Annotated in this window: 18 protein-coding genes; 5 read left to right on the top strand and 13 right to left on the bottom strand. The window is 66.9% G+C overall.

Going from position 1 to position 15,111, the window contains the following annotated elements; translation table 11 throughout:
- Window positions 1-59 precede the first annotated feature (59 nt).
- The gene (locus CLV77_RS14225; protein ID WP_076980219.1) at window positions 60-485 is read left to right on the top strand and encodes a GFA family protein; all 426 of its coding nucleotides are present in this window, start codon (window positions 60-62) and stop codon (window positions 483-485) included.
- 72 nt (window positions 486-557) lie between these two features.
- On the opposite strand, the gene CLV77_RS14220 is transcribed toward CLV77_RS14225, so the two are convergent.
- The 13 genes from CLV77_RS14220 to CLV77_RS14160 all read right to left on the bottom strand — a co-directional run bounded on the left by CLV77_RS14220 (window position 558) and on the right by CLV77_RS14160 (window position 10,948).
- Window positions 558-1,013: a molybdenum cofactor biosynthesis protein MoaE gene (locus CLV77_RS14220; protein ID WP_076980218.1), complete on the bottom strand. Its 456-nt coding sequence runs from the start codon at window positions 1,011-1,013 to the stop codon at window positions 558-560.
- Window positions 1,014-1,016: 3 nt separating this feature from the next.
- Window positions 1,017-1,265 carry a molybdopterin converting factor subunit 1 gene (gene moaD / locus CLV77_RS14215; RefSeq protein WP_083707799.1) on the bottom strand — a complete coding sequence of 83 codons (249 nt, stop codon included), beginning with the start codon at window positions 1,263-1,265 and terminating at the stop codon, window positions 1,017-1,019.
- A 1-nt stretch (window position 1,266) separates the two neighbouring features.
- Window positions 1,267-1,932, bottom strand: a complete 666-nt coding sequence (pgsA, locus tag CLV77_RS14210; RefSeq protein WP_076980217.1) for a CDP-diacylglycerol--glycerol-3-phosphate 3-phosphatidyltransferase — start codon at window positions 1,930-1,932, stop codon at window positions 1,267-1,269.
- A 17-nt stretch (window positions 1,933-1,949) separates the two neighbouring features.
- Window positions 1,950-3,827, bottom strand: a complete 1,878-nt coding sequence (uvrC, locus tag CLV77_RS14205; RefSeq protein WP_076980216.1) for an excinuclease ABC subunit UvrC — start codon at window positions 3,825-3,827, stop codon at window positions 1,950-1,952.
- Window positions 3,828-4,120: 293 nt separating this feature from the next.
- Window positions 4,121-4,918, bottom strand: coding sequence for an SDR family oxidoreductase (locus CLV77_RS14200; protein ID WP_076980215.1), 798 nt, complete (start codon window positions 4,916-4,918; stop codon window positions 4,121-4,123).
- Window positions 4,919-4,955: 37 nt separating this feature from the next.
- Window positions 4,956-5,912 carry a calcium/sodium antiporter gene (locus tag CLV77_RS14195; RefSeq protein WP_076980214.1) on the bottom strand — a complete coding sequence of 319 codons (957 nt, stop codon included), beginning with the start codon at window positions 5,910-5,912 and terminating at the stop codon, window positions 4,956-4,958.
- Window positions 5,912-6,124, bottom strand: coding sequence for a hypothetical protein (locus CLV77_RS14190; protein WP_076980213.1), 213 nt, complete (start codon window positions 6,122-6,124; stop codon window positions 5,912-5,914). The genes CLV77_RS14195 and CLV77_RS14190 overlap by 1 nt, the downstream gene beginning before the upstream one ends.
- A 1-nt stretch (window position 6,125) precedes the next feature.
- Entirely contained in the window at window positions 6,126-6,932 is an 807-nt protein-coding gene (locus tag CLV77_RS14185; RefSeq protein WP_076981128.1) for a S49 family peptidase, read from the bottom strand.
- Between the two features lie 112 nt (window positions 6,933-7,044).
- Window positions 7,045-8,268, bottom strand: coding sequence for a sensor histidine kinase (locus CLV77_RS14180; protein WP_076980212.1), 1,224 nt, complete (start codon window positions 8,266-8,268; stop codon window positions 7,045-7,047).
- A gap of 2 nt (window positions 8,269-8,270) precedes the next feature.
- Window positions 8,271-9,308, bottom strand: coding sequence for an ATP-binding protein (locus CLV77_RS14175; protein ID WP_076980211.1), 1,038 nt, complete (start codon window positions 9,306-9,308; stop codon window positions 8,271-8,273).
- Entirely contained in the window at window positions 9,305-9,712 is a 408-nt protein-coding gene (locus CLV77_RS14170; protein WP_076980210.1) for an ATP-binding protein, read from the bottom strand. Before CLV77_RS14170 ends, CLV77_RS14175 begins: the two co-directional genes overlap by 4 nt.
- Window positions 9,709-10,071 (bottom strand): STAS domain-containing protein, encoded by a 363-nt coding sequence (locus CLV77_RS14165; protein WP_076980209.1) that lies wholly within the window; start codon window positions 10,069-10,071, stop codon window positions 9,709-9,711. The genes CLV77_RS14170 and CLV77_RS14165 overlap by 4 nt, the downstream gene beginning before the upstream one ends.
- A complete protein-coding gene (locus tag CLV77_RS14160; RefSeq protein ID WP_076980208.1) occupies window positions 10,064-10,948 on the bottom strand; it encodes an STAS domain-containing protein in 885 nt (294 codons plus the stop codon). The genes CLV77_RS14165 and CLV77_RS14160 overlap by 8 nt, the downstream gene beginning before the upstream one ends.
- Before the next feature lie 386 nt (window positions 10,949-11,334).
- Between CLV77_RS14160 and CLV77_RS14155 the strand changes: the two genes are divergently transcribed.
- Genes CLV77_RS14155 through CLV77_RS14140 form a run of 4 tightly spaced genes read left to right on the top strand, consistent with a single transcriptional unit; the run spans window position 11,335 to window position 15,098 of the window.
- The gene (locus CLV77_RS14155) at window positions 11,335-12,045 is read left to right on the top strand and encodes a class I SAM-dependent methyltransferase (RefSeq protein WP_076980207.1); all 711 of its coding nucleotides are present in this window, start codon (window positions 11,335-11,337) and stop codon (window positions 12,043-12,045) included.
- The gene (locus tag CLV77_RS14150; protein ID WP_076980206.1) at window positions 12,042-12,464 is read left to right on the top strand and encodes a GtrA family protein; all 423 of its coding nucleotides are present in this window, start codon (window positions 12,042-12,044) and stop codon (window positions 12,462-12,464) included. Before CLV77_RS14155 ends, CLV77_RS14150 begins: the two co-directional genes overlap by 4 nt.
- Window positions 12,451-13,461 (top strand): glycosyltransferase family 2 protein, encoded by a 1,011-nt coding sequence (locus CLV77_RS14145; protein ID WP_076980205.1) that lies wholly within the window; start codon window positions 12,451-12,453, stop codon window positions 13,459-13,461. The genes CLV77_RS14150 and CLV77_RS14145 overlap by 14 nt, the downstream gene beginning before the upstream one ends.
- Entirely contained in the window at window positions 13,458-15,098 is a 1,641-nt protein-coding gene (locus tag CLV77_RS14140; RefSeq protein ID WP_076980204.1) for a hypothetical protein, read from the top strand. Before CLV77_RS14145 ends, CLV77_RS14140 begins: the two co-directional genes overlap by 4 nt.
- Window positions 15,099-15,111: the final 13 nt, after the last annotated feature.

The raw sequence follows: 15,111 nt of genomic DNA, 5'->3' as shown, positions 1-15,111 counted from the left end.
GGTAATGTAAACTGTGATAGGCTAGGCCGAACGCAGCGCCGCCCAAGAAAGACCATCCGATGACCACGCCGGAAACGCGAACCGCAAGATGCCTGTGCGGAGCCGTCACGATACGCGGCACCCTGACCCGGCCCGAGGTCTCTGCCTGTCATTGCAAGATGTGCCGCCGCTGGGCCTCGGGGCCGTTTTTCAGCGTCCCGTTCGACAACGCGGTGTTCGAGGGTCAGGACCGCATCGTTCGGTTCCGATCTTCAGACTGGGCGGAACGCGGGTTTTGCGGGACATGCGGCTCGAACGTGTTTTACCACATCCTTGGCAGCGACGAATACAAGATCGCGGCCGGGCTGCTGGACGATACCTCGGATCTTGCTCTGACCGTGCAGTTCTTCATCGACAGTAAACCGGACCACTACGCCCTGTCCGAGAAGACCAGAACACTGACCGGCGCCGAGGTCTTTGCGGCCTACGCCCCGCCCCCCGGCTGAGCGCCCCGCCCCCGGCTGAGCGCGCCGAGGCTGGCGACGAAATCGGTCATCGGATGCGTCAGGCTCCGTGGTTCAGTCGCGAGGGGTCCAGCGATCCAGCGCGGCCTCGTCCTCGTCCTTAGCAGCGACCCATTCGGCATCGTCACCGGTCACTTCCTTCTTCCAGAAGGGGGCGCGAGATTTGAGGTAGTCCATCAGGAATTCGGCCGCGGCAAACGCATCGGCCCGGTGGCGCGAGGCGGTGGCGACCATCATGATCGTGTCGCCGGGCCGCAGCCGGCCATAGCGGTGGATCACCAGTACGTCGGCCAGCGACCAGCGCTGCTGTGCCTCTTCGGCGATGGTGGTGATCGCGCGTTCGGTCATGCCGGGGTAATGCTCGATCTCCATGTGCTTCATGGGATCGGGGGCCAGGTCGCGCACGAGGCCCGTGAAGCTGACGACCGCGCCCACGTCGGGCCGGCCCTTGGCAAAGGCGTCAAGCTCCTCCCCCTGGGCGAAGGGACCCTCCTGGACGCGGATGTCCATGGCTCAGCCCCCTGTCATCGGCGGGAAGAAAGCGACCTCCCGGGCACGGGCCAGCGGGGCGTCGAAATCGGTCAGCTCCTGGTCGACGGCGACGCGCAGGGCCGAGATGTCGGAAAACGCCATTGCGTAGCGCTCTTCGCGGGCCTTCAGCTCCTCGACCAGTTCGGCGACGGTGGTGGCGGTGGTCTCGACCGTTTCGCGGGGCAGGCCGATCCGCTCGCGCACCCAGGCGAAATACATCACATCGATCATCTCATCTCTCCTCGCGCAGGAAGGGCAGCGCCTTGCGGAAATAATCCCAGCCGGTCAGCGCGGTCAGCACGGCGGCAAGCCAGATCAGGGCGATCCCCGCCAGGCCCGCGTACCATCCCCCCTCCATCGTCAGCCAAAGCGGGTTCCAGTCGCGCGGCCCCTGCTCGATGGCTGTGCGGTACTCCTCGGGGCTGGCCTCATAATACCCCTCGAGGTGCAGCTGCTCCAGCCCGGTGCCAAGGAATAGAACGGCAATGGCGATCATCTGCGCGGTGGTCTTCCACTTGGCCAGGTTCGTCACCTTAAGAAGGCCCGCCTGGGCGCCCAGAAACTCGCGCAGACCGCTGACGAAAACCTCGCGGAACAGGATCACCGTGACCGGCAGGATCAGCCAGGGGTTCATGCCGGAATTGCCCACGATCACCACCAGCGCCGTCACCACCATCACCTTGTCGGCGATCGGGTCCAGCATGGCACCGAACCGCGATTCCTGTTTCCAGGCGCGGGCAAGGTAGCCGTCGAACCAGTCGGTGACAGCCGCCCCCAGAAAAAGCGCCAGCGCGAACCAGTCGGCAAGCGGCCGGTCGAAATACAGGAACATCAGCGCGACGCCGGGGGCCGCAAGCAGCCGAAGCACGGTCAGGATGTTGGGCAGGTTCCAGTTCATTCGGTCTTCCTATCGCCTTAGCCGCGCTCATGGAAGAAGTCATAAACGGTTTCGGCCAGCGCACCAGAGATGCCGTCGACCGCCTTGAGGTCGGCAAGCCCGGCACGGCTGACCGCCTTGGCGCTGCCGAAATGGGCCAGCAGGGCGCGTTTGCGCGTGGCGCCGACGCCGGGGATCTCGTCCAGCGGGTTCTTCATGCTGGACTTGGCCCGCTTGGCGCGATGCGTGCCAATGGCAAAGCGGTGCGCCTCGTCGCGCATACGCTGCACGAAATAGAGCACGGGATCGTTGTGGCGCAGCGCGAAGGGCCGCTGGCCGAGGCGGTGGAACTCTTCCTTGCCGGCGTCGCGATCGACGCCCTTGGCGACCCCCACCATCGGGATGTCAGACACCCCAAGATCCGCCATGATGCCCGCCACGGCGCTGACCTGCCCCGCGCCGCCGTCGATGATCAGAAGGTCGGGCCAGTTGCCGCCCCGGCGGTCCGGATCCTCTTTCAGCAGGCGCTTGAAGCGGCGGGTCAGCACCTCTTTCATCATCCCGAAATCGTCGCCCGGGGTCAGGCTCTCGTCGCGGATGTTGAACTTGCGGTACTGGTTTTTCATGAAGCCCTCGGGCCCCGCCACGATCATGGCACCGACCGCATCCGTTCCCTGGATGTGCGAGTTGTCGTAGACCTCGATCCGCTCCAGCTTGCCCTCGATGCCCAGCGCCTCGGACAGGCCGGTCAGAAGGCGGCCCTGGGTCGCGGTCTCGGCCATGCGGCGGGCCAGGCTTTCGCGGGCGTTGCGGGCGGCGTTCTCGATCAGCTCGGCCTTCTCGCCCCGCTGCGGCACCGCCAGCTCGACCTTGCGCTCGGCCTTCTGCGAGAGGGCATCGGCCATCAGGTCGCCATCCTCGATCGGGTGGCTCAGTAGGATCAGCCGGGGCGGTGTCTTGGTGTCGTAGAACTGACCGACGAAGGCCTGGAGCACCTCGGCGCTGTCCATGTCGGCACCCACCTTGGGGAAATAGTCGTGGTTGCCCCAGTTCTGGTTGGCCCGGATGAAGAAGACCTGCACACAGGCCTGCCCCCCTTCCATGTGCAGGGCGATGACATCGGCCTCGGCCACGCCACGGGGGTTGATCCCTTGGGCCTGCTGCACCTGGGTCAGGGCCCGGATACGGTCGCGCAGGGCGGCCGCGCGCTCGAACTCCATGGCGGCCGAAGCCTCTTCCATCTCGCGCGCCAGGGTCGTCTGGATCGTGGTCGAGCGACCCGAAAGGAAATTCTCCGCGTCCTGGACCAGAGCGGAATATTCGTCCTCGGTCACGTAGTCGACGCAGGGCGCGCAGCACCGCTTGATCTGGTAAAGCAGGCAGGGCCGCGTGCGGCTGTTGAAGACGCTGTCGGTGCAGTTGCGCAGCAGGAAGACCCGCTGAAGCTGGTTCAGCGTGCGGTTGACCGCGCCGGCGCTGGCGAAGGGGCCGTAATAGGCGCCCTTGTCCTTGCGCGCACCCCGATGCTTGCGGATCTGCGGATAGGGGTGATCCTTGGCGACGAGGATATTCGGGAAGGACTTGTCGTCGCGCAGCAGGACGTTGTAGCGCGGCTTGAGCTGCTTGATGAGGTTCTGCTCCAGCAGCAGGGCCTCGGTCTCGGTCCGGGTGGTCAGGAACATCATGCTGGCGGTTTCGCGGATCATCCGCGAGATGCGGGCGCTGTGGCCGCTGGGCCGGGCATAGTTCGAGACACGCGCCTTGAGGTTTCGCGCCTTGCCGACGTAGAGGACCCGGCTTTCGGAATCGAGCATCCGGTAGACGCCCGGGGAGGAGTCCAGCGACCGCAGATAGGACTGGACGCAGCGATGACCGCGCGGCCGCTGCTCCCGTTCCTGTCCGTCGTCGTCGATCATCCTCGGCCCTCCTGATTCCCCGTCCGGCTGCAATCTAATGACGGCCGGAGCAATGACAAACTAGTCCACGGAATTTGTGGACAACCTTGGAGATAACTTTGGGTGAGAGATAAATTTCTATTAATTACTGGGCGCTTCCCTGATTTGCCTATTTTTTAGGCATCGAAATAAGGTGTTGTTATTATTGATATTTTCTTTTGCCTAGCATCAACCACCTGTAAACCCTAACAGAATCGTTACAGACCCTTCAGCCCGGCGTGACGAGTGGACAAGTCAAGGTCGCAAAGGAGAATTCAGCCTTCCCAGAGCGGGATTTCCACACCCAGCACGTCCGGTGTTTCCCAGCCCAGGTGTTGACCACCGTCGGTGCACAGAAGCTGCCCGGTTACCCCGGGCGCATGCAGCAGGTAGGTCATGGCGGCGGTCACGTCCTGCGGGTTGGAGCCCCGCCGCAGGATGGTCGCCGCCCGCTGGCGGTCGAAATGGTCCTGCGATTGGCGCTCCCCGCGCAGGGTGGGTCCGGGGCCGATCGCGTTGACACGGATGTGGGGGGCGAGTGCCTGCGCCGCCGTCCGCGTCAGGGTCCAGAGGGCGGATTTGGCCAGGGTGTAGGTCATGAACTCGGGGCCGAGGTTGCGCACCCGCTGGTCCAGCATGTTGATGACGCAGGCCTGCGCGCGCGCCTCGCCATTCTCGTCGGTGGCGGCCTGAGGCGCCTGTTCCGCGAAGCGCTGCATCAGCACGAAGGGCGCCCGCAGGTTCGAGCCGAGGTGCCGGTCCCAGCTTTCGCGCGTGGCGCTGGCCAGCGTGTCGTATTCAAAGATCGAGGCGTTGTTGACCAGCACGTCGAGGGGCGCGTCCAGCGCCTCGGCCGCCCGCCCGACCAGGGCCTGCGCGGCTTCCTCCTCCAACAGGTCGGCCTGAAGCGTCACCGCGCGGCGTCCCATGGCGCGGATGGCGGCGACCGTCTCCTCGGCCCCGTCCTTCGAGCCCGCGTAATGCACCGCGACGTTGAGGCCCTGTTCGGCCAGGCTCAGCGCCATGGCGCGGCCCAGCCGCTTCCCCGCCCCGGTGACAAGTGCGTTTTTCATGTAGGCTCCCGGATGTTCGCCGGGGCGCGCGCCCCGGTCAGTTCAGCAGCACGAGAACATAGGCAATATAAAGGCCCGTCAAGCCAATGCCCCAGCTGCGCCCGATGTCGCGTCCCCAGAAGACGAAGGGGATCAGCACCAGCGACGAGGCCAGCATCACCCAGATGTCGAAATTCAGGATCTCATCGTCGACGGGGATCGGCCCCACCAGCGTGGCGATACCCAGGATGGCCAGCAGGTTGAAGATGTTCGATCCGATCACGTTGCCCAGGGCCACGTCCGCCTGCCGGCGCAGGGCCGCCATCACCGTTGTCGCCAGTTCGGGCATCGAGGTGCCGAAGGCCACCAGTGTCAGGCCGATCACCGACTCGGACATGCCGAAGCTGCGGGCGATGTTGCTGGCCGCGTCGATCAGGATATCGGCGCCCAGCGGCAGACCGATCAGGCCCGCGACAAGGAACATTCCGATGCGCCAGCCGGGCATCTCGGGGTCCAGCCCGTCGAGGTCCAGCTCCTCGTCGTCGGCGCCGGCGCAATCCCCCTCGGCCCGGTGCGCCCGCGCCTTGGCGAAAGCCCGGTAGAGGAAGACGCCCAGCATCGCCAGCAGGATCAACCCGTGCGGCCAGGCCAGCGGCGCGAAGTAGGCCAGCACCATGAAAAGCGCGGTGGCGGCCAGCATGAAGACGAAGTCCTTCTTCGTCTCGCAGCCGCTGGTGTGCAGCCGCGACAGTATCGCAGGGATGCCCAGGACAAGCAGCACGTTGGCGATATTGGAGCCGACGACATTGCCCAGCGCAATGCCGGGCGCATGGTCCAGCACCGCCTGAATCGAGATCAGAAGCTCGGGCGCCGAGGTGCCGAAGGCCACGATGGTCAAAGAGACGACCAGCGCCGGCACACCAATGCGCAGCGACAGGTTGACCGCCCCGCGCACCAGCGCGTCGCCGGCCAGAAGAAGAATGGCAAGCCCCAGCAGGGCCAACAGGAAATCCATCAGACGTCCTTTGTCTTGCGGCAGTCACAGGGACCCTTGCCGATCTGGTAGCGCCCGCAGTGGTCGCAGGCCTTGGGGGTCTTGCCGCCCAGCCGGTTGCCCAGCCCGCCGCCGATCCGGCGCAGCGTGTCGGCGCCCGGCACCCGCCATTTGCCGAACATTGCCAGCACAGCCATGAAGATCAGGAAAAGCGATACGATCTTGAAAATCATGTCAGAGCCCGTAGCGGGACCACAGGTCCCGCGCCTCGGCGCTTTCCAGCGCGCTGCCGACAGCGCCCCGGGCCAGCGAGGCCCCAAGGAAAGCCAACGGGTTGCGGCGGATGCCATAGCGGCGGAACCGGACCTTGTCGCCGAACAGCTTGCGCATGGTCGGGACCAGGTGGCCCACCTCGTCGGCAAGCCCGGCCTCGACCGCGTTGCGGCCGACGAAGATCTCGCCGCCGAACATCTTGACCTCGGGGTTCAGCCGGTCGCCGCGGCGGGCGCGGACCTGTGCCACGAAATTCTCGTGGATGGCTTCCTGGAGCTGCTTGAGGCGCTCCACATCCTCGGTCTTCTCGGGCTGGAAGGGGTCCATGAAGCTCTTGGCGCCGCCCACCGTGTGGACCCGCCGCTCCACCCCGAAACGGTCCAGCAGCTTGTCAAAGCCGAATGAGGCCGAGATCACGCCGATGGAGCCGGTGATCGAGTTGGGATCGACGACGATGTTGCCCGCCGAGCACGCCAGCCAGTAGCCGCCCGATGCGGCGACATCCTCGACAAAGGCGTGGACGGGCACGTCATGCTCTTCCGACAGGCGCCGGATGCGGGCGGCAATGAGGGAGGATTGCGCCGGCGAGCCGCCGGGCGAATTGATGACCAGCGCCACCGCCGCGGGCTTGCCGCGCCGGAACGCCTTTTCCAGGACCGGCGCGATGACCGCGTCGTTCAGCCCCGCGCGCCCGGTAGAGATGACCCCCGACAAGCGCACGACGGCGACCACGGGGTCCGCCTTCAAAAAGGGCACGAAACGTTTCATATTGCCCATGTAAAGCGCCGCCCGGCCCGGAACAAGGGCGCCCGGCGCGATGAGTCGGACAAACGCAGCGCAACTCGCGCCGCAGGCGGAAATCCCGCAAGGCCGGCGCGGCTCAGCGGCCAGCCCCGGCCCCTGCCCCGGCACCTGCTCCGGAACCGGCGCCCACCCCGCCCTCGGACCCGTCCGAGGCGCCTTCCTCGACCGGATTGATCGAGTTCAGAACCAGCTCGACCACCAGCCCGCTTTCCGAGCGGACGTCGATGGTGCCGCCGTATTTCTGGGTGGTGGAGCGGATCATCCGCCAGCCCAGCGAGGCCGAGCGTTCGGGCTTTTCCATGCCGTCGGGCAGGCCGTGGCCATCGTCGGCCACGATCAGCTTGAGGCCCGTGTCGCGGGCTGAAACCTCGATGGTGATGCGCCCGGACTCGCGGCCGCTGAAGGCATGTTTCAGGGCGTTGGTGATCAGTTCGCCCACCACCAGCGCCACGTCGATCGCGGCCGAGCTGCTGAGCACGGCGGCGTCGCCGTCCACGCTGACCCGCACCGTGCGGCCGGGCATGCTGAAGGCCGCCGTCGCGTGGTCCGACACGTCGCGCAGAAGCGGCAGCACCTCCAGCGTGTCGCCGGCGTCGCGCCGTTGCAGCTGTTCGTGAACCTTCATGATCGCGTGGATGCGGTTCTCCAGGTCGGCCAGCGCCTCGCGCGTTTCCGAGGACTGGGCCGAGGCGCGGCTGAGGCGGATCAGCCCGTTGACCAGCGCCAGGTTGTTGCGGGTGCGGTGATGGATCTCGGCCATCATCAGGTCCCGCTCGGCCAGGGCCTGCATCAGCTCGCGGTTCTGCTGGGCCAGCATGGCGGCCGGATCCGCGCGTTCCAGGCTGACGACGTCGTCGGTAACCCGGCGGGCGGCCTCGCTCAGCTTGGCGGCGGCGAGCGCGGTCAGGAAGCCGACCTCGATCCGGGTGCCGGCGGGGCCGGTCTCGGCGTCGAAGACATCGGCGATGCGGTGCACGCCGCGCAGGCCAAGCCCCAGGCCGGGCCCGGCGCTGGCAATCGCCCCTTCTCCGTGCAGCAAGGTCTTGAGGTCCTTGATCCCCGGGCCCTGGTCCACGGCCTGCACCATCAGCGTGACGAGGCCGTTGCGCCCTGCGAGAGACAGGATCATCTGACCCCCGCCCCCGTGCTGCAACGTGTTGCGCGCAAGTTCCATCAGCGCGGTGACGATCCGGGTTTGTGCGAATGTCTCGAAGCCCAGGGCCTTGGCAACGGACTGTCCCACCTGCCGCAGGCGGACGATGTCCTTGTCGTCGGTTATCCGAAGCGTCGCGATCCGCATGGTTACACCTCCGGCCGCGCGATCCGGGCGACAACGACACAGGCGTCGTCGCGGCCCCGGTTATGGTCGCGCATGAGGGACGCCGCGATCAACCCCGGCGAATGTCGCAGCAACCCGGTCATCCGGTCAATCCCGCGCAGGGTCGCTATACCATCGGAGTGCAGGATCAGCGTATCGCCCGGGCGCAGGTCCAGTTCCTCGGTCTGAAGACTTCGGGCCGGACCGCCCAGCCGCCCGTCGCGCGAGATAAGCCGTCGTGTCGCGCTGCCCGGCGCCGCCACCATCGCGGTGATGTTGCCGATCCCGCCGTAATAGGCCCGGTTGTTCGCGGCCTCGATCTGCAGCAGCCCGGCCACGCTGCCGCGGGTGGCGCGCACGTCTTCCGACAGGTTCTCCATCAGTGTGACAAGGTCCTTGTCGCGACGCAGGGCAAACGCCTTCAGCGTCTCCTCGGCGGCGGCGGCCGCGCGGGGGCCGTGGCCCAGCCCGTCGATGACCAGGATCTCGACCACCCCGTCGCGGACCCGCGCCGTCCAGTTGTCGCCACACTCGATCTCGCCGGGGTAGTTCATGCGGAACCCCGCAAGGTCCACGCCCGCAAGCTGTGGGTTGGCGGCCCCGAAGGAACAGCAGACGACCGTGCCCCCGCCCGGTTCGGAATGAATGTCGAACGTGTCGGCCAGCCGCTGCATGGCCCCAAGACCGACGCCGCCCGACCCGCCGATGCCGGGTGCAAGGGTGGAATAGCCGTCCTGAAGCGCGCGGCCGATGTCGGGAATGCCGGGGCCCGTGTCGACCGCCGCAACCATCAACCGGCGCGCGCCCTCAGCCGCGGCGCCCGCGCGCTGAACGGGGATTTCCTGAAGCAGGATCCGGCCGCCGGCGGCATGGCGCAGCAGGTTGGTCGCCATTTCGGTCACGACGATGGCCAGACGATCCTCGCGCTCGGCGCCGAGGGAAAGGTCCGAGGCATATCTCTGTGCCATGCGGCGTGCTTCCGCGACGCCGCTTCTTTCTGAGATCTCTACGGACTGCTTCATAGGGCGGCTGATATCTCCACGGTGGTTCCGCCGCCGACGCGGCTTGTGATTTCGAACGAGTCCACCAGCCGCTTCGCGCCGCCCAGCCCCTTGCCCATACTCCGGGCGGTCGAGAACCCGTCCTGCAATGCCTCGTCGATATCCGCGATCCCCGGCCCGGTATCGGTGCAGCGGACCCAGATCTCGAGCGGGCGCTCCTTGACGAAGACGGACATCTCGCCACCGCCGCCGTGATCGACCGCATTGCGGACGATCTCGCTGACGGCGGTGACGAAACGCACCTTGCGCAGGGCGCGGGCGCCCCGCTTGTCCAGTTCGCGTGACACGGCCGACCGGGCGGCCGCGATGTCACGCTCGTCCCTCAGGGGAACGGTCAGGACAGGACACGCATCCGCCCCGATCATGCCAGCCTGCTGGCCCTCAAGCTGCGCAGGGCGTGGGACAGGCTGAGCGCCGTGCGGCTGCCCGACAGGTCCATGCCAAGCTCGACCAGGGTCATTGCCACGGCCGGGCGCATGCCGACGATGTAGGTCTCGGCCGCCAGCAGCCGCGCGATCGACGACAGCTGGGCAAGGATGCGACCGACGAAAGTGTCGACGATCTCGAGAGCCGAGATGTCGATCACCACCCCGCGCGCGCCGTCCGAGACGATCCTGTGGGACAGCTCTTCCTGCAGGGTGATGATGTCGGTATCCGTGATGTTATCGCGGATCGCCACCAACAACACGTTCTCGACGTGATAGATGGAGGCGGCGTCAGTCACGGGCGCTTTCCTTGTTGGCCCGGATCTCGAAGCCAACGCGGTTCATCGCCAGCGCCAGGGCGGCGCGGATGGTGGGACGGGTGGTGATCTCGCCCACGTCGACGCCCAGCTCGACCATGGTCTGGGCGATCTTGGGGCTGATGCCGCTGATGATCGACTCGGCGCCCATCAGGCGGACGGCGGCGGCAGTGCGCAGCAGGTGTTGCGCGACCTGCGTGTCGACCACGCGAACGCCGGTGATGTCCACGATCACGACCTCGGCGCGGTGCTCGACGATCGAGTTCAGCAGGTTTTCCATCACCTCCTGGGCGCGGACCGAATCCAGCGTGCCGATCAGCGGGATCGTCAGGATACGCTCCCACAGCTGCACGACGGGGGTCGAAAGCTCCATCATCTCGTCGCGCTGGCGCTGGATGATCTGCTCGCGCTCCTCGATGAACACCTCGTTGGTGCGCATGGCAAAGGCGTCGATCATGCGCGACAGACGGCTGATCTCGCTGACCAGCGCATCGGGGCTGTCCTTGAGATTGTTGCGCAGGCGCATGAAAAGCGGCGTCTTGAGCGCCAGCACGAAGGTCGCCATCTCGCCGGCGGAAACGCCGCGCTCGACACGCTCATGGGTGATCTCTTCCAGCACGGCGCGCAGGTCCGCCCAGCTGGGATCGTCCAGATTGGGACGCCCTTCCTGGGAAGCTGAGGTCATGCCAGAGGCGAAGGCGGTCAGGAGGTTCTTGGCCTGCCGGTAGCTTTCGCTGTCCGAGAAAAGATCGGGTCGACGAATTCCTTCTTCGCGCTGGGTTTCCAGCCACTGTTGCAGGATGTCGTCAAAGTCCTCGCGGAGGATCTTCAAAACCTCTTCCAAGCTTGTGATAGACATTTCAGAGCTAGCGCCTTTCCGTGACAAGGGTGGGTGTGCGGAGTGTCTTTTTTTTTGTCTTCATACATTCAAACCGTCGGAACACCACTGCCGCACCTCAAATTTACAGCGGAAAATCGCCCAGTCACACTGGTAAAACTCGATCGACCCCATGAATTTCTGCCTCGCCGCTTTTCCTCGGGCATGTCATCCGATGTATCTCTCACCCGTTCTTCGGCGAGATAGGGCGCCAGCCTGCGCTGTCGCGGTTTTACGTCACGAGAAGTGAAAAAAATTTCGCCGGCTGCCCCATTCTGGGCAAGCCGCCCCGCGAGGCCTAGAGTCCGACCACTGCCCGCGAGGGGCGACAAGCCGGCACAGACCGGCGCGACACGGGCGTCAAAGGCATGCAGGATCCTGAATTCGACAGCTACGCGGCCGATTACCATCGGCAGCACCTGGACAATATTCGCCTGACTGGCGAGGACCCCGCCTATTTCGCCGACTACAAGATCGCGCAGCTTCGCCGCTTGGCGGACGGGGCCGGGCTCGACTGCCCTGCGATGCTGGATTTCGGCAGCGGCATCGGAAATTCCCTGCCCGGCTTCCGCCGCCACTTCCCAGACAATGCCCCGGTCTGCGCCGATGTCTCCCCCGCCAGCCTCGCGCTGGCGCAGGAGCGGTCTCCGGGCCCTGAGCGCCATGTGGCGATCACCGAAAACCGCCTGCCCTTCGAGGACGGCAGCTTCGATCTGGTTTTCAGTGCCTGCGTCTTCCACCACATCCCCTGGGAAGAGCATGACCATTGGCTGCACGAGTTGCGCCGCGTCACGCGCCCCGGCGGCCGGCTGGCCATATTCGAGCATAACCCCCTTAACCCGCTGACCGTGCGTGCCGTGCGCACCTGCCCCTTCGATGCCAACGCGCGGCTCCTGTCGGGCCGGCGCCTGCGCCGCCACGTGGCCGCGGCGGGCTGGGTCGCGGTGGGCACCGAGTATCACGTCTTCTTCCCGGCCGCCCTGGCCACACTGCGGCGGCTGGACCCGGCGCTGCGCCGCTGCCCGCTGGGGGCACAGCACATGTGCGTCGCCACCGCCCCGGGCGAGGGGGCACCATGAGACAGATCGCGCGACAGGCCCTGCGTTTCGCCACGGTTGGCGTATTGGCCACCCTGCTGGGCGGCGCCGTCATCTTCTGGGCGCGGCTTGGGATGGGGGCCGGCCTGCTGGCAGCGAATGTCCTGGGCTACGGCGCCGGATTGGTCCTGACGTTCCTGGGCAGCCGCCTTTGGGTCTTTCGCGAACCGGGGGCCGAACCCGCCCCCTGGGCCGGTTCGGCGGTGGGGTTCGCAGCACTTTTTGCAGCGGCCTTCGCCAGCAACCTGGCGGTGACCGCCGGCCTGTTGCAGACGGGCCTGGCCTATGTGCCGGCACAGCTTGCGGGCATGGCGATCTACAGCGTGACCATGTTCGCAGGGGGCAGGCTGCTGGTCTTTGCGCGTCCCCTGCGGGAAGGACCAAGCGATGAGCGACCCTGACACCCCCCGCCTGCCCCTCGGCAGGTTGAGTTTCGTCATCCCCTGCTACAACGAGGCCGAGGGCCTGCCCGAGCTGTTGCGCCGCCTGGGGGATCTATCGGACGAGCTTCTGTCCAAGGGCCTGATCGCCGCCCCGCCGCTGCTGGTGCTGGTCGACGACGGCTCGACCGACGCGACATGGGAGATCATCGAGAAGGCCGCCCAAGCCCCGGCATCCGAGGCGGGGGCCGGGACCCCGAGGGTGCGCGGCGTGCGCCTGTCGCGCAACCACGGGCACCAGGCGGCACTTCTGGCCGGCCTCCTCTCGGCCCCGGGGGACGTGCTGATCAGCATGGATGCCGACCTGCAGGACGATCCGGCCGCCATCCCCCGCATGATCGAGGCCCATGGACGTGGCGCCGAGATCGTCTTCGGCGTGCGCTCCTCCCGGCAGGCGGATACGGCGTTCAAGCGCCGCTCGGCCCGGATGTATTACGAGACCCTGCGCTCCATGGGCGTCGATATCGTGGCCGATCACGCCGACTACCGGCTGATGAGCCGCCGGGCGATCGAGACGCTGCGCCGCTATGACGAGGTGAACCTGTTCCTGCGCGGCATCGTGCGCCAGATCGGCTTTGACACCGAGATTGTCGAATACGAGCGCCCTGAGCGTTTCGCGGGCGAAAGCAAGTATCCCCTGGGCAAGATGCTGGCGCTGGCGCTCGACGGGGTGACCTCCTTCTCGATCCGGCCGCTGCGATACGCCACCTGGATCGGCCTCGCGGCGGCGGGCATGTCCTTCTTGATGGTGCTCTACTCGGTCGTGGGATGGGCCATGGGACGCACTGTGGAAGGCTGGGCCTCGATCGTGGTGGCGGTCTTCATGCTGGGGGGCTTCCAGCTGATCGCGCTGGGGATCATCGGCGAATACGTCGGCAAGATCTACATGGAGACCAAGCGCCGCCCGCGTTTCATCGTCGACGAAATCGTAGGCCCGGATCCGGAGGACGGGCCGTGACCGCCTCGGCCCAGGTCCCGACGGCGGCCCGCGCCGAGGTGCCGGCTGACACGCGCCTGCGCGATGCGGGCGCCCAATCGCGCCTTGGCGCCGCCCTGCGGATCCTGGTGATCGCCCTCGCGGCCCTTGCCGCGGCCTGGCCGATCCTGGCCCATCCCTACCTGCCGCTGGTCGACCTGCCCAATCACATCGCCCGGCTTTACGTGGCAGCCAACCCGGGGACCGAACTTGCGCGCTATTACGACTACGTCTTCCGCGCCGTGCCGAACGCGGCGGCCGACATCCTGTGGGCCGCCCTTGGGCACCCGGCCAGCGCGATCTTCTTCTCCCGCATGACGATGGTGCTTTACGCGCTGAACGCCGTGGCGGCGACGGCGGTGCTGTCGCGGGTGATCTGGGGACGCTGGAGCTACTGGTCCGCGGCTTCCGGGCTGCTGGTCTACTCGGCCCCGTTCTTCTGGGGGTTCCAGAACTACCTGATCGGTTTTCCCTTCGCGCTTCATGCCTTTTCGCTTTGGCTGGTGACGGAGGGGCGGCGCCCCTGGGCGCGGGCGTTGATCTTCACGCCGCTGGCCTTCGCGCTTCTCTATCTGCACCTCTTTGCCTTCGCGGTGCTGGCGGTGGGCGCAGCGGGGCGCGAGATCCAGCGCCTGGCCGAGGCACCGGCGGGCCCGAAAGCCCGGCATCTGACATCCCATCTGTGGCTGGTGCTTCCCTTCATGCTGCCGCTGGCGGCGCTGGTGGCCGAGATGACGCGCGCCGGGCCCAACCCCGCCGGCAGCCTGACCACCTTCGGCAGCCTGGCGGACCGGTTCCGCGCGCTTCTGACACCCTTCTGGGACGCGGGGCTTGCCCGTTCGGCCCCCGACCTGAACCAGGCGGGGCTTCTGGTGCTGGCCTTCTTCGTCACAATCGTTCCCTTCGCCCTGCGCAAGTCGGGCGCAAGGCTGACCGTCGCCGAGCCGATGCGGGGGCCGCTGCTGGCGATGGCGGCCTTGTCGCTGCTGGCGCCCAGCTGGGTGAACGGGGTCGCGGCGGTGGACATGCGCTTTCCGGTGGTGTTTTGCCTGATGTTCGTCGCGGCCACTCGCTGGCAGGACGTGAGGCTACTTGCCGGGGTCGCCATCGGCACGGTCGCGGCCCTTATCCTGGGGCTGCGCGTGGCGCTGATGGACGGGTTTACGGCCGAGTACAACCAGCGCCTGATCCCCGTTTTCCAGATGCTGGGGCACGTGCCGCCGGGCGCGCGCGTGCTGCCCCTGCGCGCCCCGGGACAGGAAGGCGAGCCCGTGTTCTGGCATGTCCAGGCCTACGCGGTGCCGCTGTCGCATGCTTTCGTGCCGACCCTGTTCCAGGGGGTCCACGCCCTGCGCCTGCGCCCGGAATGGCGTGACCGTGCCCATCCCGCCGCCCATGCCATCAGCAGCCAGCGCCTGTTCGAGGCCGAGCGCTATGCCCGCACCCAGCAGGCCGCCGCCGCGCGCGGCGAAGGACCTTTCTGGCTGGGCTGGGAGCGCAAGTTCACCCATCTGCTGATGCTGGACGCGGGTCCCGACCTGTCCGAGGATCCGCGCCTGCGCCTCGTCGCCCGAAGCGGTGGCGCCGCCCTTTACAAGGTCGTGGCCGGCAGCCGGTGATCCCTGCCCTCGC

Source organism: Brevirhabdus pacifica, assembly GCF_002797755.1.
Taxonomy (GTDB): domain Bacteria; phylum Pseudomonadota; class Alphaproteobacteria; order Rhodobacterales; family Rhodobacteraceae; genus Brevirhabdus; species Brevirhabdus pacifica.
The sequence above is the reverse complement of the archived record's forward strand: the minus strand, read 5'-3'. Positions and strand labels throughout refer to the sequence as shown.